A 16,713-nucleotide genomic window follows, 5' to 3' on the forward strand; every position below is an offset into this window, starting at 1 on the left:
AGTTTGGGCTTGGATTAGCGGTAGACTCAGCTAACGTCGGTGGAAATTCAAGCCGGAGACACCCCTATGCGCCTTGCCCTGCCCATCGCCTTTGTTCCGACTTCTGCCCTGCCGCTTTGGGCCGACATGCCAGAACCGCAAGGCCATGTACTTTTGACCCTTGGCGGAGCAATCACGGAAACCAACCTGTCTGCCCGCGGCGAAAACGATGGCGGTCTGCTGGGATACTTGGAGGTTCAGCACGACGGGGCCGCGGGCTTTGATGCGGCCATGTTGGACGGTCTGGAGCAAGTTGAAATCACTATTCCTTACGGTCCAGAAGACAATCAGCGTGACATCGCCTTTTCCGGGCCACGCCTGTCGGACCTGTTGATCATGGCTGGGGCTGAAGGAAAAACTGCCAAGCCAATGGCCATGGATGGCTATCAGTCTGAAATTCCTTGGGACTGCATCACCGCCCATCAACCTATCGTCGCGACCCATGCCGACGGCTCACCGATGGGCGTTGGCGGCTATGGCCCCACTATGATCGTCTTCCCCCCAACCGATGACCCCGACCTAGCCGCCGAACAGTCGGGCCAGCAGGTCTGGGCGTTGGCTTACATCGGGGTCGAGTGATCAGGCACCAGCCAGCCTTGCATGATCCTGCAGGGCAAATCGGTCGGTCATTCCTGCAATGTAGTCCGAGACAATCCGCGCCAGCGCGGTTTCATCGCTGGCCGCCTCAATATCCTCATGCCAGCGCGCGGGCATCTGTTTCGGATCGTTCATGTAGATTGGGAACAGATCTTCCACGACTTTGCTAACCTCGGCGCGCACATCCATGACGCTGGGCGCGCGGTACATCTGCTTGAACAAAAAGGCGCGGATTTCCCTGAGTTGCGCCCACAAACCGCCCGAGAACTGGATCACCGGATAACCAAGATTGCGAATTTCCTCGACGGTCGCCGCGCCCGAACTCGTGATCAGCCCACGCGACGTGACAATCACATCGGAAACCATGACGCCGAAAACACGGCGCAGCGCCTCATGCCGGCGCCGATAAGAATCCAAACCCGGATATCTCCGATCCACCTCGGCATAGCAGTCACCGACGATAGGCAATTGCCCGATTTCATCATCCGTGAACAGACCCGCCCTCAACCCGTCCAACAGGTCATGGTTGTTATAGGCTATGTCATCCGAAAGGGCGGCAACTTGTGCTTCGGCACTGGCATGAGTGTAAAGCTCAAGATCGAAACCCGCGTTGCACTCGGCCAGCGCCCACGGCAAATCACCGGTGACCGGCCCGTTATGCTTGGCAATCCCCTCTAGGCACTCCCATGTCAGGTTGCATCCGTCAAACTCGGCATAGTGGCGTTCCAGCTTCGTGACGATGCGAATGGCCTGTGCGTTGTGGTCAAATCCGCCGTAAGGCTCCATGAGCGCATGTAGGGCATCTTCGCCCGTATGTCCGAACGGTGTGTGTCCCAGATCATGCGCCAATGCCACGGCCTCGGTCAGTTCGCCGTTCAAGCCCAAAGCTCCGGCGATTGTTCGCGCGACCTGTGCAACTTCGATAGAATGGGTCAGGCGCGTGCGATAGCTGTCGCCCTCGTGCTCTACAAACACTTGTGTCTTGTGCTTAAGCCGCCGAAACGCGCTGGCGTGAATGATCCGGTCCCTGTCGCGTTGAAAGCATGACCGGAAACTGCTTTCCTCCTCTGGCACAAGCCGCCCCCTTGCGCGGCCTGGGTTCGAGGCAAAACCCGCTATGTTCAAAGGCCTTGTCCTTGTCGCCTGTCCTTGCACTTTCTATATTGTAAGGCGTAAAGGAAATAAACCTTTGGAGTTTGGCATGAATCTGCCCCCCACAGTTACAGAACGCGCCTTTGAACGTCTCGCCGAGATCGGCGCAGCCGATCAGGGACAAGCCCTGCGCGTCGCAGTGGAAGGCGGCGGATGTTCCGGATTTCAATACGAAATCGCGCTGGACGAACCGCAAGAGGACGACCTTGTGCTAGAAGGCAAAGGCCAGAAAGTGATCGTCGACGCGATTTCATTGCCGTTTCTGGAAAACGCGGTGATCGATTTCACGCAGGAACTGATCGGCGCGCGGTTTGTGATCGAAAACCCCAACGCTACCTCTTCCTGCGGCTGCGGCACTTCATTTTCAATGTGACCTTGCCCTGCCCGCGCGGTTGAGGGATAGATCAACCGGCAGCCAGCCGGAGGATCGCGCATGAAAATCGCCACGTTCAACATCAACGGCATCAAAGCGCGAGCCGAAGCCCTGCCCCGTTGGCTGGATGACGCGCAGCCGGACGTCGTTTTGCTGCAAGAGATCAAGTCGATCGACGAGAATTTTCCCCGCGAGCTGTTTGAAGAGCGCGGTTACAACGTCGAAACCCACGGGCAAAAGAGCTTCAACGGCGTGGCGATCCTGTCCAAGCTGCCACTTGAAGATGTGACTCGGGGCCTTCCTGGTGACGACGAGGACGAACAGGCCCGTTGGATTGAGGCGACCGTCATTGGCAAAAAAGCCCTTCGGATCTGCGGTCTGTATTTGCCGAACGGTAACCCGGTGCCGGGTCCGAAATACGAATACAAGCTGTCCTGGATGGAGCGGCTATATGACCGCGCGCGCGATTTGCTGACGAGCGAAGAGCCCGCGCTGATGGCTGGGGATTACAACATCATCCCGCAGGCCGAAGACGCCAAACGTCCAGATGCGTGGCGCGAGGACGCTCTGTTCCGGCCAGAAAGCCGCGCCGCGTTTCGCAAAATCCTGAATCTGGGGTTCACGGAAGCGTTCCGCGCCGTCACCCAAGGTCCTGAGCATTATTCGTTCTGGGACTACCAGGCCGGTGCCTGGAACCGGAATGACGGGATCCGTATCGACCATTTCCTTCTTACGCCGCAGGCCGCCGATCTGTTGCGCGATTGCAGGATTGATGCCGAGATACGCGGGCATGAAAAGCCCTCGGACCATGTCCCGGTCTGGGTCGACTTGGACCTGTGAAACCTCAGGCCGTCGCGTCGTAGCTGTAAATCCAGTCGTATTTCCGGGACAACCGTGGCCCGACCGCCATCAGAGCGGCCTGTGCGGCCAAGCGCATCGGGCCGCGCAGGTGGAAATTTCGGGCATTGGACCCAGCCGCAGCCACCACGCGTTGCGTCCTTTGATGACGGCGGGTTTCATAGGTGGACAGCGCCTCCTCTATCCCGGATTGGTCACCAAAAGATCGGGCCAGGACCCACGCATCTTCAAGCGCAAGACAGGCACCCTGCGCCATAAATGGGAGTGTCGGGTGAGCCGCATCCCCTAACAATGCAATGCGCCCGTTCTGCCAGCGTTCTGCGACGGGTCGCAGAAACAACGCCCAGATGTGAGGTTCCTGTACCTGCCCCAGAATTTCCCCGACCACGCCGCCAAAGTCGGAAAATCGAGCGCGCAGTTCCTCGGGGTCGCCGCGTCGGCGCCAGCCTTCTTCCTGCCAATCGGATCGTTCCTCGATCGCGACAACGTTCATCAAAGTGTGATCGCGCAGAGGATACGTGACAACATGTCGGCTCGGCCCCATCGTCAGAACGGCGCGCGGTTTGGGATCGCGACGCGCCCAAGGAATCGTCGCGCGCCAGGCCACCTGATGAGTGAATTTTGGTGCTTCGGGCCCGTTCAGGCCTGCGCGGATCGTGCTTCGCCCACCGTCGGCGGCAATCGCACAATCAACGCGCAGGTTTGCACCATCTTCCAGAATAATCTCGGCTTCGTAGGGATGTTTGCGCACCTGCGCAACTCGTGCGCCCAGTCGAAACTCGACACCGCCCCGAAGCGCTGCTTTGCGCAGCAATCCCAGCAGGTCAGCACGATGGTAGTAGTAGGTGGGTCCAGCGGCTGGTGCCGGTATCTCGCTGACAGACCGCCCTGCCCGGTAGTCGCGCAATACCGTTCCGTAGGACCGCTGGCTCGCCTCGGGTGTTTCACCCACAACGTTCAGGGCACGCAGCACAACCATTCCGTTGGCGCTGATCTGCAAACCGGCGCCGACCTCGGTCAATTCGGCTGCCTGCTCAAAAACCACGACCTGAGCGCCGCGTTGCCGCAACGCCAGAGCGGCGGCAATCCCACCGATACCACCACCGATGATGCCAAATTTCAGACCGTTGATATTCATATCACTGGCTTAAAGCAAAAACGCCGGAGCAAAAGACCCCGGCGTTTGAGAATTCTGATTTTTCCAGCGATCAATCGTCGCGGTGGACCTTTTCGCGGCGCTCGTGGCGTTCCTGCGCCTCAAGCGTCATGGTCGCAATTGGGCGCGCATCCAGACGCTTCAGCGAAATCGGGTCGCCCGTCTTCTCGCAATATCCGTATTCGCCTTCGTCGATCCGGCGCAGGGCCGAGTCAATCTTGGCCACCAGCTTGCGCTGGCGATCACGTGTCCGCAGTTCCAGCGCACGATCAGTTTCCTCGCTTGCGCGGTCTGCGACGTCCGGAATGTTGCGAGTGTTGTCCTGCAGCCCTTCGATCGTATCGCGGCTGCCTGCCAAAAGTTCAGTTTTCCAATCCAGCAGCTTACGACGAAAATACTCTAACTGCTTGTCGTTCATGAATGGTTCGTCTTCGGCTGGACGATAATCCTCTGGCAGAAATACTTCCTGCTTCATTTTTGCTCCCTCGGTGTGGCCTGCAACGCCGGTCACCTTTGCTTCACCTGACATGCGGCAATCCCCTTCTGCGGAGCGTTTATCCGACAGCGGGGGGAATGTCACTATGGAAACTTAGCCCGGCTGCGTGCTGTTTCAGGTCATCTAAATGTGAGACTTAAAACAACAAATCCTTGTTTTTCTGTGAAAATTGGCAGGCTTTTTTTGGGCGCTCCCAAAATTGTCGCGCCCTATGTTAGCGCCCGAATCAACCAAAGGCATTGGAGTCGCACACCAATTTCGCCCTGCGCGACGCAGCGACCTGTCTTGTCAAATTTTTCACCCCGCTATAACCCCAAGGACACATGCCGCGCGATATTGAATGAGGGGCCCATGACCGCACGTTTCCAAGGTACAGTTGAATACGTTGCCACCGATGACCTGACAATTGCGGTGAATGCCGCCGTTACGCTGGAACGCCCCCTGCTGGTCAAGGGTGAACCCGGAACCGGCAAGACCGAACTGGCCAAGCAGGTTGCCGGTGCGCTGGGGCTGAAGATGATCGAGTGGAACGTCAAGTCCACCACCCGCGCGCAGCAGGGCCTGTACGAATATGACGCGGTCAGCCGGTTGCGCGACAGCCAGTTGGGCGACGAGCGCGTGCATGACGTGTCGAACTATATTCGCAAGGGAAAACTGTGGCAGGCCTTTGAATCTGATGAGAAAGTCGTGCTGCTGATCGACGAGATCGACAAGGCCGATATCGAATTTCCCAATGATCTGCTGCAAGAGCTCGATAAGATGGAGTTCCACGTCTACGAAACCGGGGACACCATCAAAGCCAAAATCCGACCGATTGTGATCATCACGTCGAATAACGAAAAGGAACTGCCCGACGCGTTCCTGCGGCGCTGTTTCTTCCATTACATCCGCTTTCCGGATGAGGCGACCATGCGCCGGATCGTTGAAGTTCACCACCCGGGCATCAAGGATGCATTGCTGACCACAGCGCTGACCCAGTTTTACGAAATCCGTGAAACGCAGGGGTTGAAGAAAAAACCGTCGACCTCGGAAGTGTTGGACTGGCTCAAGCTGTTGCTGGCCGAAGACCTGACCGCCGAGGATCTCAAACGCGACGGGGCCAATGCGTTGCCCAAATTGCATGGGGCATTGCTGAAGAACGAACAGGACGTTCACCTGTTTGAACGTCTCGCCTTCATGGCACGCAGCAAACGCTGAGAATATTGAACACTTGGTGATCCCCGCTTGCCTTGCGGGGGGCCGGGTGTCAGCATTGACCAAAAGGCCGTCCGGCGTTGTCGGGCATTCCGACCTGACAACATAGGAGCCATTGCTTGCCTGACGCCCTCAATATCCGAGCGTTGCAGCCCGAGGACCGCGCCGAATGGGCCGGAATGTGGCGCGACTATCTGGCGTTTTATGAAACGACAGTGCCAGAGCAGACATATGACAGCACCTTCGCACGGTTGCTGGGTAATGATCCCAACGATTTTTCCTGCTTCGTGGCCGAAGCGGATGGTCATCTTGTTGGCCTGACCCATTACCTGTTTCATCGCCATGCGTGGAAAGAGGAAAGCGTTTGCTATCTGCAAGACCTGTTTGCCCGGCCCGAGGCGCGCGGAACCGGTGTTGGCCGCGCGTTGATTCAAGCTGTGTATGATGAGGCCGACCGGCGAGGAGCGCCATCCGTCTATTGGCTGACGCAAGAGTTCAATCACACAGCGCGCAAGCTCTATGATCGGATCGGCAAACAAACGCCCTTTATCCGGTATCAACGTCCATGATCAGGGTCGCTGCGGTCCTGTTTGGCTTTGCCGTCGCCGGATGCACCGCGGTTACCCCCCCTGAACCGCCATCACGCGTTAAGGCGATCGAGGCAAACCTGCCGCCCGCCAAAGCGTTCACGTCAACCCGACCCAGACCACCCGCCCGGTCGAACGCTAATATTGCAGCCGATTTCCTTTCTTTGCACTTCGCGCTCGAAGGCGGCGCCACATTACCCGTCTTCACTCGGTTCGAGGTCCCCGTCACCGTTCGACTTACGGGATCACCCACACCGTCAATGCAGCGCGATCTGACCCGGTTGTTGACGCGTCTACAACGCGAGGCCGGGATCGACATTCGCCAGATAACGGAGGGCCAGGCCAATATCACCATTGAGGCCGTCAGCCAGGAGCAGATCCAACGCATCCTGCCCCAAGCCGCCTGTTTCGTGGTTCCCAACGCCTCAAGCTTTGAGGAATACCGACAGGACCGGCGCAAACGCAAAAGCAGTTGGACCGCGCTGCGCAGCCGTGAACGGCTGGGCATTTTCATTCCCTATGACGTCAGCCCTCAGGAAAAACGCGACTGCCTGCACGAGGAACTGGCGCAGGCTCTGGGGCCGCTGAATGATCTGTACCACCTGCCGGATTCTGTGTTCAACGACGACAATATCCACACCATTCTGACCGGCTTTGACATGCTGATCCTGCGCACGGCTTACTCGCCCCAACTGCGCAGCGGCATGACTCGCGAACAAGTCCAGTCCGTCCTGCCCGGCATCCTTCGCCGACTGAACCCGCGCGGCGACACTTTACCCGCGCAACCCGTTTCGGACACCCCGCGCGAGTGGATCAACGCCGTCCAAAAATCGCTTGGATCAAGGCCAAGCACCCGCAACCGAGTGAAAGCTGCGGAAAGAGCGGTCCAGATCGGACGTGAACAGGGTTGGACCGACCACCGGCGGGCATATCCGTACTATATCCTCGGCCGAATGGCACAATTCGACGATTCCCGCGAAGCGATCAAACAATACGACATTGCCATGCAGTATCTGCGTGCGACGCCGGGAACCGAAATCCATCAGGCCTATGTGACTACGCAAACTGCTGCCTTCGCACTTGCGCAGGGCAAGGGACCGGAGGTCCTGCCTGAATTAGACAAGGCAATAGCTGTCATGTCGCAGGCCGAAAACGCCGCTCAGTTGGCTACTCTACTTTTGTTGAAATCAGAAGCGCTCAATCAGGCCGGACGACCAAATCAGGCACGTACCGTCAGACTGGACAGTCTTGCATGGGCGCGATACGGCTTTGGCTCGGAAGTCGTGGTCCGGTCGCTGATGCAGGAAGTTGCGGAAGGTCCGCCCACCAACAACAGAGGCGGGTAACGCATGGTCGTAGTTTTGGGAATGGCGTTGTTAGGGGCGATCCTTGGCGCGATGAAGGCTCGCAAACGCAATGGCAGCGGCGCAGATATTGCCCAATATGCGGCCGGTTACGGCATCGCATTTGCCATTGTAGGTCTGGTGCTTTCCCTGATCCTGGTTCGTTTGGTGGGTTAACGCATGTTTCTGCCCTTTTTCGAAAACCTCCGCAAAGCTGGCATTCCCGTATCACTGCGCGAATACCTGACCTTTCTGGAGGGCATGAAAAAGGGGCTGGCGACCTATGATGTTGAGGCGTTCTATTACCTCGCCCGCGTGTCGATGGTGAAGGACGAGCGCAATATCGACAAGTTCGACCAGGCCTTTGCCGCCAGCTTCAAAGGTCTGGAAGAGATCAGCTTTGATCAGGTGCTCGAAGCTGTCGATATCCCTGCCGAATGGCTGGCCAAGATGGCCGAGAAACACCTTTCAGACGAAGAAAAAGCCGAGATCGAGGCCATGGGCGGCTTTGAAAAACTGATGGAGACGCTGCGCGAGCGTCTCAAGGATCAGGAAGGCCGCCATCAGGGGGGCAACAAGTGGATCGGCACCGCCGGGACGTCGCCGTTCGGGGCTTATGGCTATAACCCCGAAGGTGTGCGTATCGGCCAAAAGGAAAGCCGCCATCAGCGCGCGGTCAAGGTGTGGGACAAGCGTGAATTCAAGAACCTGGACGACACGGTTGAACTGGGTACGCGCAATATCAAGGTCGCGCTGAAGCGCCTGCGTCGCTGGGCCCGCGAAGGTGCGGCCGAGGAACTGGATCTGGACGGCACCATCCGCGCCACCGCCGAACATGGCTATCTCGACGTCAAAACCCGCCCCGAGCGTCACAACGCAGTCAAAGTGCTGTTGTTTCTGGATGTGGGCGGCTCGATGGATCCACATATCAAAGTTGTCGAAGAGCTGTTTTCCGCTGCAAGAACCGAGTTCAAGCATCTGGAATATTACTACTTTCACAATTGCCTGTATGAAGGCGTCTGGCGTGACAATCACCGCCGATGGGATCAGCAGACCTCGACCCACGAGGTACTGCGCACTTATGGTTCAGACTACAAGTGCATCTTCGTCGGCGACGCCTCGATGAGTCCTTATGAGATTGCCTATCCCGGTGGTGCGAATGAGCACTGGAACCAGGAAGCCGGTCAGGTCTGGCTGCAACGCGCGCGCGAGCAGTGGACATCAAATCTGTGGATCAACCCGGTGCCGGAAAAGTACTGGGAATACACCCATTCCATCGGCATGATCCGCGAGGTTTTCGAGGACCGCATGGTGCCGATGACGCTGGCCGGGTTGGAACAGGGCATGCGGGAACTGACCCGCTGACCATCAGATCTGCAGGACCGGCGCCCAGGCAATGCGGAACGAAACTGCAAGAAAAAACAACACGCTACCTGTCAGAACGAAGACATGCCAGATTGTGTTGTGGAACGGCAACCAATCCAGAAGATAAAAGGCGATGCCCGCGGTATAGACGATGCCTCCGGTGATCATCAGCGCCACAACAGGCTGCGACAAGTCGGCCAGCAGCGATTGACCCGCCCAAACGGACGCCCATCCCATCAACACATACAGCGCCAAACCGAACCAACGGAACCGGTGCGGGTCGATCATTTTCAGGATTGATCCAAGGGTCGCAGATGACCAAAGACCGATCATGAGCCCGGTCATTGGGGCACCGGAAAGCAAGATGAACGGCGTGTAAGTACCTGCAATCTTGACGTAAATCCCAGAGTGATCGAGGCGGCGCAGCAGCTCGCCCCATCTGTCAGACTGAACCATATTGTACAAAGCCGAAAACGACAGCATCAGGATGAGCGTGAAGCCGTAGACCGAGACCCCAAGAACCGCGGCAGGCTCGGTCCGGTATAGGGCAGTCAACGCGATCAGCGCCGGAACGGCAACAATTGCCGCTGCAACGCCAAGGACATGAACAACGCCATCACTGACTCGTTCAGCCCGGCTATAGGCTGGTCGGATATCGGCAAATGACCACATAATATCAAAGTTATGGCGCGATCTGCCCTACGACAAGTCTGGCAGCCGCTGTGTTTCAGACTGTGACGATATGTTGATTGTAAAAATGCGCCGTGCAAGCCCGCCGAGACGACGACTAAGCCGAGGTGAATGGGCGCGTTTCTTCGATACTCATCGACTCATGCGGGACTGACGTAGGCTTCGCAAATCGGCGCTTGTAGCCGGTGGCGGTGGAGGTGCTGCGCTGGGCAGCGGTGAAGGACCGGGCTGGCTTTTGTCTGGCAGAATTCCATAAATTAGGGCGGTCCAGCCCAAACCAACCCCCAAAGCCCATGCGGGAAGCGCGATCAGAATAGAAAGCGATTTACCCAGTGAAGCGTCTAGTTCCATGGGCAGAACTACGGTCATACTGACGATCCCGAATAGAAGAACGAGCGGCCCCGAGCCCACAAAAATGACAAAGGCTTTGATCATTCCAGCGGGGTCAGCCAGCCAACTTGGCGTCAGCTTCGAAATGGCCATCGCCAAACTGATAGCCAACGCAATCGATGTGGACAAAACCAACGGTCCAATGTGGAACCCCTTGGAAAAGCCGATAGCCAGCGCCCCGGCCGATGCTACAGACACAAGAATGCCGTACATCCCCAATGATCGCAGGCAAAATATGTACATCCGCAAACAGAAACTCTTCATAACAAAATCCACCTTGTTGAAAACCTTGCATCGAATTCGTGCTATGCGGGAAAATGGGCAAGAATTGGACCCATTCACCTTTATGGCACAAAAGCTCAAGCGCGGTTGCCTAATCCCCGGCCCGGAACCATATTTGTAAGATGCTACGTCTGACCCCGATCCTGCTGGCCATTGCCTATGCCCTTGTGATGTACCGGATTTCCGTCTGGCGCACACATAAGGATCTGGATGCAAAATCTACCGAGCTGGCCGACCCTGCCCTGAAACGCATGACCGACCGGCTGGCTGCAGCGTTAGAGATCGACCGGGTGCCGGTCTACATCTATGAGATTGACCCGGTAAACGGTCTGGCGGCACCGGACGGACGGATTTTCATCACGCGCGGATTCTACCGCAAATTTCGCAGTGGCGAGGTTTCGGCCGAGGAAATGGCCAGCGTCATCGCGCATGAGCTGGGCCATGTGGCGCTGGGTCATGCCCGCCGTCGGATGATCGACTTTTCCGGGCAGAATGCACTCCGGGCTGCGTTGATGATGTTGCTCAATCGGTTCATCCCGTTCATCGGCGCGTGGATTGCCAATATGCTGACGCATCTGCTGGCATCGCGCCTTTCGCGCAGTGATGAATATGAAGCTGACGAATATGCAGCTGCCTTGCTGACCAAGGCCGGGATTGGAATCGGACCGCAGAAGTCGTTGTTTCACAAGCTGGAAGACCTGACGCAGCAGCGTGCTGGCGTTGTGCCCGCCTGGTTGATGAGCCATCCAAAAACAGACGAACGGATCGCGGCCCTGGAGGCATTAGAGCAGCGTTGGACCCGTGGCTGATTTAAAGGCAGCGAGAGGCCAGCCTCTCGCGCTCTCCGGGATATTTTTAGCCGGATGAAGCTGAATCCCGGTTACGCGGCGAGCGCTTTGCCCAGACGTGGGAGACGGGCTTTTTTCATCAGCGGGCGCAAGGTCCATTGGTCGCCCGACAGGCGGTTGGCCTCGGCCAGGACACGGTTGGCTGTGTCGCTTATGCCCCCGGGATCGGATTGCCAGAATCCGTGCAGCAGACTGTCCGGATCGCGGCGGTCCAGCCCTTCCTCGGACAGGATGTTTCGGGGAAAGTCTTTGGCGTTGACGGTAACGATCACGTCCGCCGAGGATGCAACGGCCGTTGCCAGAACGTGGATATCCGCGCTGTCCGGCAGCCAGAGCCGCTGTTCGACATTGGTTGCTGCAGGAAACTCGGCTTTCGGCCAATTGGCTTGCGCCAGTGCAATTTCAGCACGAGCCTGAGCCTCGCCTGTAGGGCCCAGCTTGCGGGCCGCGCGCGCCCATTCCCCGAGGATGCGCGCCGACCATACGGGCGTGAAATGGCCTAGTTTGGCAGCGCCGAGCAGCATCTCTCGCATCACCGTAGGGTAGATTACGCAGGTATCCAGAACCGCCTTCACAGCCGGTAGAACACGGCTTTGAGATAGCCGCTTTCCGCCAGTTGCGGCAGTTGCGGATGGTCGGGTCCGGCAAAGCCCGTATGGATCAGTTGCGCCTGTCGCCCCGCCCGACCAATCCCACGAGACGACGCGTCGCGGAACCGGCCCAGATCAGCCGCGTGTGAACACGAGCACAGGCCCAGATAACCGGCGGGTTTGACCAGAGCTGCCGCCAAGCGGGCCACACGTTCATAGGCGCGCAGGCCAGCGTCCAGCGCTTGTCTCGAAGGCGCAAAGGCGGGTGGATCGCAGATGACGACGTCGAACTGCGCGCCCTCTTCACCCAATTGGGTCAGGGCATCGAAGGCATCGCCTTGTCTGGTTTGGAACGCGTCAGCAAAACCAGAGGCCTCGGCCCCTTTGGCCGCGAGGTCCAGCGCGGCTGCAGATCCATCTACGGACAGCGCCTGCCCCGCGCCACCGGCCAACATGGCCAGCCCGAATCCGCCCACGTGACTGAAGACGTCCAATACCCGCGCGCCGGGCTGCACCAGTCGCTTAGCGAAGGCGTGGTTGGGCCGTTGGTCGTAGAACAGCCCGGTTTTTTGGCCGCCTGTCAGGTCGGCCATATACGTGGCGCCGTTCATCGGCACCGGCAGCGGCGCACCGGGGGCGGTGCCACGCAGGGTGAGGTTCACATCATCCAGGCCTTCCAGCCCTCGTGTCCGGCCCGACGCGTTTTTGAGCACGGTTGTCACGCCGGTAACAGTGACCAGAGCCTCGGTCAGAGTTTCCAGATGCGCCTCGGCCCACGCGGCATTGGGCTGGATCACACAGGCATCGCCAAACCGATCGATGATGACGCCGGGAAAGCCGTCCGCTTCGGCATGGATCAGGCGATAATAGGGTGCGTCGAACAGGCGTTCGCGCATCTCAAGCGCGCGACGCAGGCGGGTTTCGAACCACGCGGCGTCCAGTTGCACGTCCAGATCTCGGTCCAGAACGCGGCACATGATTTTGGAGTCAGGATTCACCGCAACCAGCGCTATGGGCGCGCGTTTGTCATCCTCAAGCACCGCCAGCGCCCCTGCCGGGATTTTACGCGTCCGGCGATCCGTCACGATGTCATTGGCATACACCCACGGAAAACCGTGGCGCAGGCCACGTGCGTTGGCTTTGGGTTTCAGGCGGATACGGGAGTGATCGGCAGTTTGGGTCATGAAGCCCTCATAGTCGCGAATACCCCGGGGGAAAAGCCCTAGCGGTCGCGGGACCGCCAACCGCCCCGGCGCTTGGGCGCTTGGGCAGTTTGTAATCCCTCTGCCAGCACCTGCGTCATCGGGTGATCGGCGTCCTGCTGGGAATAGGCGGCATGCAGGTCGATCAACGCCTGGGATTGGTCCCGTTCAGCAGGCAGGCTGAGAGCCCAGTCCAGAAAGATGCTGCGGCATTCAGGCAACGTGATGCCTTCGATCCGGTACGCTTCGCGGATCAACCCCTTGTGATCATTTGGATCTTTACTCTGCGCCATCATCTTCGTCCCTGATCACGCCGCCAATAATCTCGGCGGCCGTGCTGTAGTTGTCTTGCAGCGCGCTTTGCAGCTGTTCAACCTGTTCAAATCCAGTCGCGCGGCACAGGAAGGCAGATCCGCCCTCGCCGACCTTGTCAGCTTCGATGACCTTGCCGGACAACAAGCGCGCCGCGCATTGTACGGACCAGCATAGGTCGTAGCAGTCCTTCAGCGTTTGCGCCTGAGCGACGTCCAGCAAACCAGCAGCGACGGCGCCATCCAAACCGGAATGCACATCGCGCTGTACGACGCCTGACAACAGCGCCCCGGTTTCGGCCATCAGTTCGATATCCATCATCCGGCCGGGGCCGTTTTTGGCGTCCCAGATCCCCGCAGGTGATTTGGCTGCGGCCAAGCGGGCGCGCATCTCGGCCACTTCGCGCAGGGCCTTCTGCTGGTCACGCGGTTGCGACAGCAGGGTTGTGCGGAACGTCTCGATATCTTCGGCCAAACCATCGTCTCCGGCGATAACGCGGGCCCGTGTCAGGGCAAGATGTTCCCAAACCCACGCTTCGTTCTGCTGATAGTTTGTAAAGCTGGCCCAACTTGTCGCCACCGGCCCCTGATTGCCTGACGGACGCAGGCGCATATCGACCTCATACAGCCGCCCTTGCGACATCGGCGCTGATAGGGCCGTGATCAGCGCCTGCGTAAACCGTGCATAATAAGTGCGAGTGGCCAAGGGGCGTGGCCCCTCGGACATATCCTGATCCAGCGGGTCATAGATCACGATCATATCCAAATCGGATTGCGAGTTGATCCGCCCAGCCCCAAGTGACCCCATGCCCAGCACGGTTGCACCGCGCCCCGGGGCAGGGCCGTGTTTACGGGCAAAATGATTCGATACGCGCGGCAGGATCGCGGCAATCACCGCGCTTGCAAGCTGAGCGTATTGCTGCCCCGCCTGTTCACCATCGATCAGCCCGCGCAGGTGATGAACGCCAACGCGAAAGTGCCATTCCTTGCACCAGCGGCGGGCCAGATCCAACTGGCTTTCGTAATCTGATTCCTCCGAAAGGGCCTGATCCAGATCCGCCTGCAGTGTAGCCTGCCCCGGCCAGTCGCTAAAGAAACTGCCGCCGATCACCGCATCAAACACCGATGCATTGCGCGACAGATGCGCCGCAAGCGCGTGGGATGTCCCGACAATATCAATCAGCAGGTCGATCAGTTGGGGGTTGGCCTCGAACAGTGAAAACAGTTGAACGCCGGCGGGCAGGCCTGACAGAAAACCATCAAGTGCCCGCAGCGCCTCGTCCGGTTGCGCCGTTTTTGCCAAACGCGATAGCAGCTCGGGCTTGAGGCGTTCGAAAATCCGCGCGCCGCGTTGCGATCGCAGTGCGGGATATGTCGTCCAGCGGGCCAGAACGTTCTGGTCAAAATCCACCTCGCCAACTGGCGCGCGCGTCGAGGAACCGGGCGCAAAAAAGCCCTCGGTCAGTTCGTGCACTTCGGTCAGCCTGTGGGTCAGGTCACGGGTTAGTTCGTCGACGTCGATCCCCATCAGGCAAGCGACGCGTTCTATCCCGTCCGGCGATTGCGGCACCTTGTGGGTCTGGGCGTCATGGACCATTTGTATGCGATGTTCGACCTCGCGATGGGCGCGGTAATGATCAGTCAGCTTGTCTGCCACGTCCTGCGGGACCCAGCCTTTTTCGGCCAGAGCCGCCAAGCCGGGAACGGTTCCACGAACGCGCAGGTCCGCGTCGCGGCCACCAGCAATCAATTGGCGTGTCTGGGTAAAGAACTCAATCTCGCGAATGCCGCCCTGTCCCAGCTTCATGTCATGGCCCGGAATACTCAGCGAACCACCTGTTCCCTTGTTCTCTCGGATACGCAAACGCATGTCATGGGCGTCCTGAATGGCAGCAAAATCCAGGTGACGCCGCCAGACAAAGGGGCGCAGCGTATCCAGAAACCGTTGTCCTGCCACAATATCGCCAGCGCATGGGCGTGCTTTTATATAGGCCGCGCGCTCCCACGTGCGGCCCAGGCTTTCATAGTACCGCTCGGCTGCCTCAGCCGCCATACAGACCGGCGTCACAGCCGGATCCGGGCGCAGGCGCAGATCAGTGCGGAATACATACCCATCCGCCGTCTTATCGCTGAGCGTGGCGCAGAAATTGCGTGTCGCCCGCACCATGCCTTGCCGCGCTTCGTAGAAGTCATCGGGATCAAACCGCGTCTCATCGAACAGGACGATCAGGTCGATGTCCGAGCTGTAATTCAACTCGTACGCGCCCATCTTGCCCATCGCCAGGATAATCATCCCGGCGGCGGTTTCGACATCGTCCGGCCCCATGCCCGGAAGTTTGCCGCGCCGGATCAGGTTGGCGATCTCGGCCTTGGCCGCCACATCCGCCGCCAACGCGCCAAAATCGGTTAGCGCCGCGGTCACCTTTTCCAACGGCCACGCGCCCGCCAGATCAGCCAGGGCGGTCAGCAACGCCATCCGTCGCTTGGCCAGTCGCAGCCCCGGTTTCAACTGATCCGGCGACAGCATTCGCGCGGCCTGCAAAACGTCGGCCAGCGCGTCATCGGGGTTTTGCAACGCTGAGGCCAACCAATCGCTTTCGTGATCGATCAAGTTTTTCAGATAGGGGCTGGACCCTGCTGCCCCAGCGATCAACTCGCCCTGTTCGGATGTAATGCCACTGACCGCCGCGCGCGCATCATCGCCAAGCGACTGGTCGAATGCACGTGGCAGGCGCTGAATGGAAAGAGGTCCAGTCATTTCCCCTCCAGGGGCGTATCCTGACTGAAACTGTTGACCCAGACGTCATGCCGCCGCTCCCAAAGCGACGAGATTAGCATCGCCTCCCAACCCTCGGCCTTGGGTCGCTGATAGTCGGCCTGGTACGACAGCAGAACGATATCCGAGGTCAAAACCCGCAACCGGGTGTCGCTTAGCTCATAGCGCGCCATCGTCGGAGCGTCGGCAAACTGTCCCACGTGATCATCCCGGTTCGCAAACCCCGTCGGATAAACCCCAAGAAAATCTGGGCTCAGCAAGGCCCGGTCTGCAGCCGCATTGCCTTCCATCAGGGCGGTCCAAACCTGCTTTTCCAGGTTTAGAATTTCATCCAGCGTCGGAGGTGTCGTATTTTCAACATGTTGCATAGGCGGAAAGTGCGCCCGTTCCTCAGCAAGGTCAACCGTCGCAAAATCCAAAATGTAAATCATTTTTACATCGACCCCTTGCAACCCCCGCTTCAG

At 58.7% G+C, this 16,713-nt stretch carries 20 protein-coding genes; 10 read left to right on the top strand and 10 right to left on the bottom strand.

The window, feature by feature from the left end:
* The first annotated feature begins 66 nt into the window (after window positions 1–66).
* Entirely contained in the window at window positions 67–618 is a 552-nt protein-coding gene (locus AC2FJF_RS04270; protein WP_496723254.1) for a putative pterin-binding protein, read from the top strand.
* Here AC2FJF_RS04270 and AC2FJF_RS04275 read toward each other — a convergent pair whose 3' ends face one another.
* The gene (locus AC2FJF_RS04275; RefSeq protein ID WP_496723256.1) at window positions 619–1,761 is read right to left on the bottom strand and encodes a deoxyguanosinetriphosphate triphosphohydrolase; all 1,143 of its coding nucleotides are present in this window, start codon (window positions 1,759–1,761) and stop codon (window positions 619–621) included.
* A 76-nt stretch (window positions 1,762–1,837) separates the two neighbouring features.
* On the opposite strand from AC2FJF_RS04275, the gene AC2FJF_RS04280 reads away from it, so the two are divergent.
* Entirely contained in the window at window positions 1,838–2,161 is a 324-nt protein-coding gene (locus tag AC2FJF_RS04280; RefSeq protein WP_496723258.1) for a HesB/IscA family protein, read from the top strand.
* A 60-nt stretch (window positions 2,162–2,221) separates the two neighbouring features.
* Window positions 2,222–3,001, top strand: a complete 780-nt coding sequence (gene xth / locus AC2FJF_RS04285; RefSeq protein WP_496723260.1) for an exodeoxyribonuclease III — start codon at window positions 2,222–2,224, stop codon at window positions 2,999–3,001.
* 4 nt (window positions 3,002–3,005) lie between these two features.
* On the opposite strand, the gene AC2FJF_RS04290 is transcribed toward xth, so the two are convergent.
* Both AC2FJF_RS04290 and dksA read right to left on the bottom strand, forming a co-directional pair.
* On the bottom strand, window positions 3,006–4,157 hold the full coding sequence (locus AC2FJF_RS04290) for an FAD-dependent monooxygenase (protein ID WP_496723262.1): 1,152 nt from the start codon (window positions 4,155–4,157) through the stop codon (window positions 3,006–3,008).
* Between the two features lie 70 nt (window positions 4,158–4,227).
* The gene (gene dksA / locus AC2FJF_RS04295) at window positions 4,228–4,650 is read right to left on the bottom strand and encodes an RNA polymerase-binding protein DksA (RefSeq protein ID WP_058274529.1); all 423 of its coding nucleotides are present in this window, start codon (window positions 4,648–4,650) and stop codon (window positions 4,228–4,230) included.
* Between the two features lie 372 nt (window positions 4,651–5,022).
* On the opposite strand from dksA, the gene AC2FJF_RS04300 reads away from it, so the two are divergent.
* The 5 genes from AC2FJF_RS04300 to AC2FJF_RS04320 all read left to right on the top strand — a co-directional run bounded on the left by AC2FJF_RS04300 (window position 5,023) and on the right by AC2FJF_RS04320 (window position 9,160).
* Window positions 5,023–5,868, top strand: a complete 846-nt coding sequence (locus AC2FJF_RS04300) for an AAA family ATPase (protein WP_496723264.1) — start codon at window positions 5,023–5,025, stop codon at window positions 5,866–5,868.
* A 116-nt stretch (window positions 5,869–5,984) separates the two neighbouring features.
* A complete protein-coding gene (locus AC2FJF_RS04305; protein ID WP_496723267.1) occupies window positions 5,985–6,434 on the top strand; it encodes a GNAT family N-acetyltransferase in 450 nt (149 codons plus the stop codon).
* Window positions 6,431–7,798, top strand: coding sequence for a DUF2927 domain-containing protein (locus AC2FJF_RS04310; protein ID WP_496723269.1), 1,368 nt, complete (start codon window positions 6,431–6,433; stop codon window positions 7,796–7,798). Before AC2FJF_RS04305 ends, AC2FJF_RS04310 begins: the two co-directional genes overlap by 4 nt.
* 3 nt (window positions 7,799–7,801) lie before the next feature.
* The gene (locus AC2FJF_RS04315) at window positions 7,802–7,972 is read left to right on the top strand and encodes a hypothetical protein (RefSeq protein ID WP_186437468.1); all 171 of its coding nucleotides are present in this window, start codon (window positions 7,802–7,804) and stop codon (window positions 7,970–7,972) included.
* Between the two features lie 3 nt (window positions 7,973–7,975).
* Window positions 7,976–9,160: a vWA domain-containing protein gene (locus AC2FJF_RS04320; protein WP_496723271.1), complete on the top strand. Its 1,185-nt coding sequence runs from the start codon at window positions 7,976–7,978 to the stop codon at window positions 9,158–9,160.
* Window positions 9,161–9,163: 3 nt separating this feature from the next.
* Here AC2FJF_RS04320 and trhA read toward each other — a convergent pair whose 3' ends face one another.
* Complete coding sequence (gene trhA, locus AC2FJF_RS04325) at window positions 9,164–9,832, bottom strand: PAQR family membrane homeostasis protein TrhA (RefSeq protein ID WP_113789438.1); 669 nt, start codon at window positions 9,830–9,832, stop codon at window positions 9,164–9,166.
* Window positions 9,833–9,982: 150 nt separating this feature from the next.
* Window positions 9,983–10,333 carry a hypothetical protein gene (locus AC2FJF_RS04330; protein WP_496723274.1) on the bottom strand — a complete coding sequence of 117 codons (351 nt, stop codon included), beginning with the start codon at window positions 10,331–10,333 and terminating at the stop codon, window positions 9,983–9,985.
* On the opposite strand from AC2FJF_RS04330, the gene AC2FJF_RS04335 reads away from it, so the two are divergent.
* Both AC2FJF_RS04335 and AC2FJF_RS04340 read left to right on the top strand, forming a co-directional pair.
* Window positions 10,326–10,643: a hypothetical protein gene (locus tag AC2FJF_RS04335; protein WP_496723276.1), complete on the top strand. Its 318-nt coding sequence runs from the start codon at window positions 10,326–10,328 to the stop codon at window positions 10,641–10,643. The genes AC2FJF_RS04330 and AC2FJF_RS04335 overlap by 8 nt on opposite strands.
* A 1-nt stretch (window position 10,644) precedes the next feature.
* Window positions 10,645–11,331, top strand: a complete 687-nt coding sequence (locus AC2FJF_RS04340; protein ID WP_496723279.1) for a M48 family metallopeptidase — start codon at window positions 10,645–10,647, stop codon at window positions 11,329–11,331.
* Window positions 11,332–11,402: 71 nt separating this feature from the next.
* Here AC2FJF_RS04340 and AC2FJF_RS04345 read toward each other — a convergent pair whose 3' ends face one another.
* The 5 genes from AC2FJF_RS04345 to AC2FJF_RS04365 are packed head-to-tail and all read right to left on the bottom strand — an operon-like array spanning window position 11,403 to window position 16,680.
* On the bottom strand, window positions 11,403–11,945 hold the full coding sequence (locus AC2FJF_RS04345; protein WP_496723281.1) for an RSP_2648 family PIN domain-containing protein: 543 nt from the start codon (window positions 11,943–11,945) through the stop codon (window positions 11,403–11,405).
* Window positions 11,942–13,144, bottom strand: coding sequence for an RSP_2647 family RNA methyltransferase (locus tag AC2FJF_RS04350; protein WP_496723283.1), 1,203 nt, complete (start codon window positions 13,142–13,144; stop codon window positions 11,942–11,944). The genes AC2FJF_RS04345 and AC2FJF_RS04350 overlap by 4 nt, the downstream gene beginning before the upstream one ends.
* A gap of 38 nt (window positions 13,145–13,182) precedes the next feature.
* Window positions 13,183–13,455: a hypothetical protein gene (locus tag AC2FJF_RS04355; protein WP_496723285.1), complete on the bottom strand. Its 273-nt coding sequence runs from the start codon at window positions 13,453–13,455 to the stop codon at window positions 13,183–13,185.
* A complete protein-coding gene (locus AC2FJF_RS04360) occupies window positions 13,442–16,231 on the bottom strand; it encodes a [protein-PII] uridylyltransferase family protein (RefSeq protein WP_496723287.1) in 2,790 nt (929 codons plus the stop codon). The genes AC2FJF_RS04355 and AC2FJF_RS04360 overlap by 14 nt, the downstream gene beginning before the upstream one ends.
* The gene (locus tag AC2FJF_RS04365; RefSeq protein WP_496723289.1) at window positions 16,228–16,680 is read right to left on the bottom strand and encodes a DUF4440 domain-containing protein; all 453 of its coding nucleotides are present in this window, start codon (window positions 16,678–16,680) and stop codon (window positions 16,228–16,230) included. Before AC2FJF_RS04365 ends, AC2FJF_RS04360 begins: the two co-directional genes overlap by 4 nt.
* Window positions 16,681–16,713: the final 33 nt, after the last annotated feature.

Source organism: Ruegeria sp. CDSB013 (genome assembly GCF_059611165.1).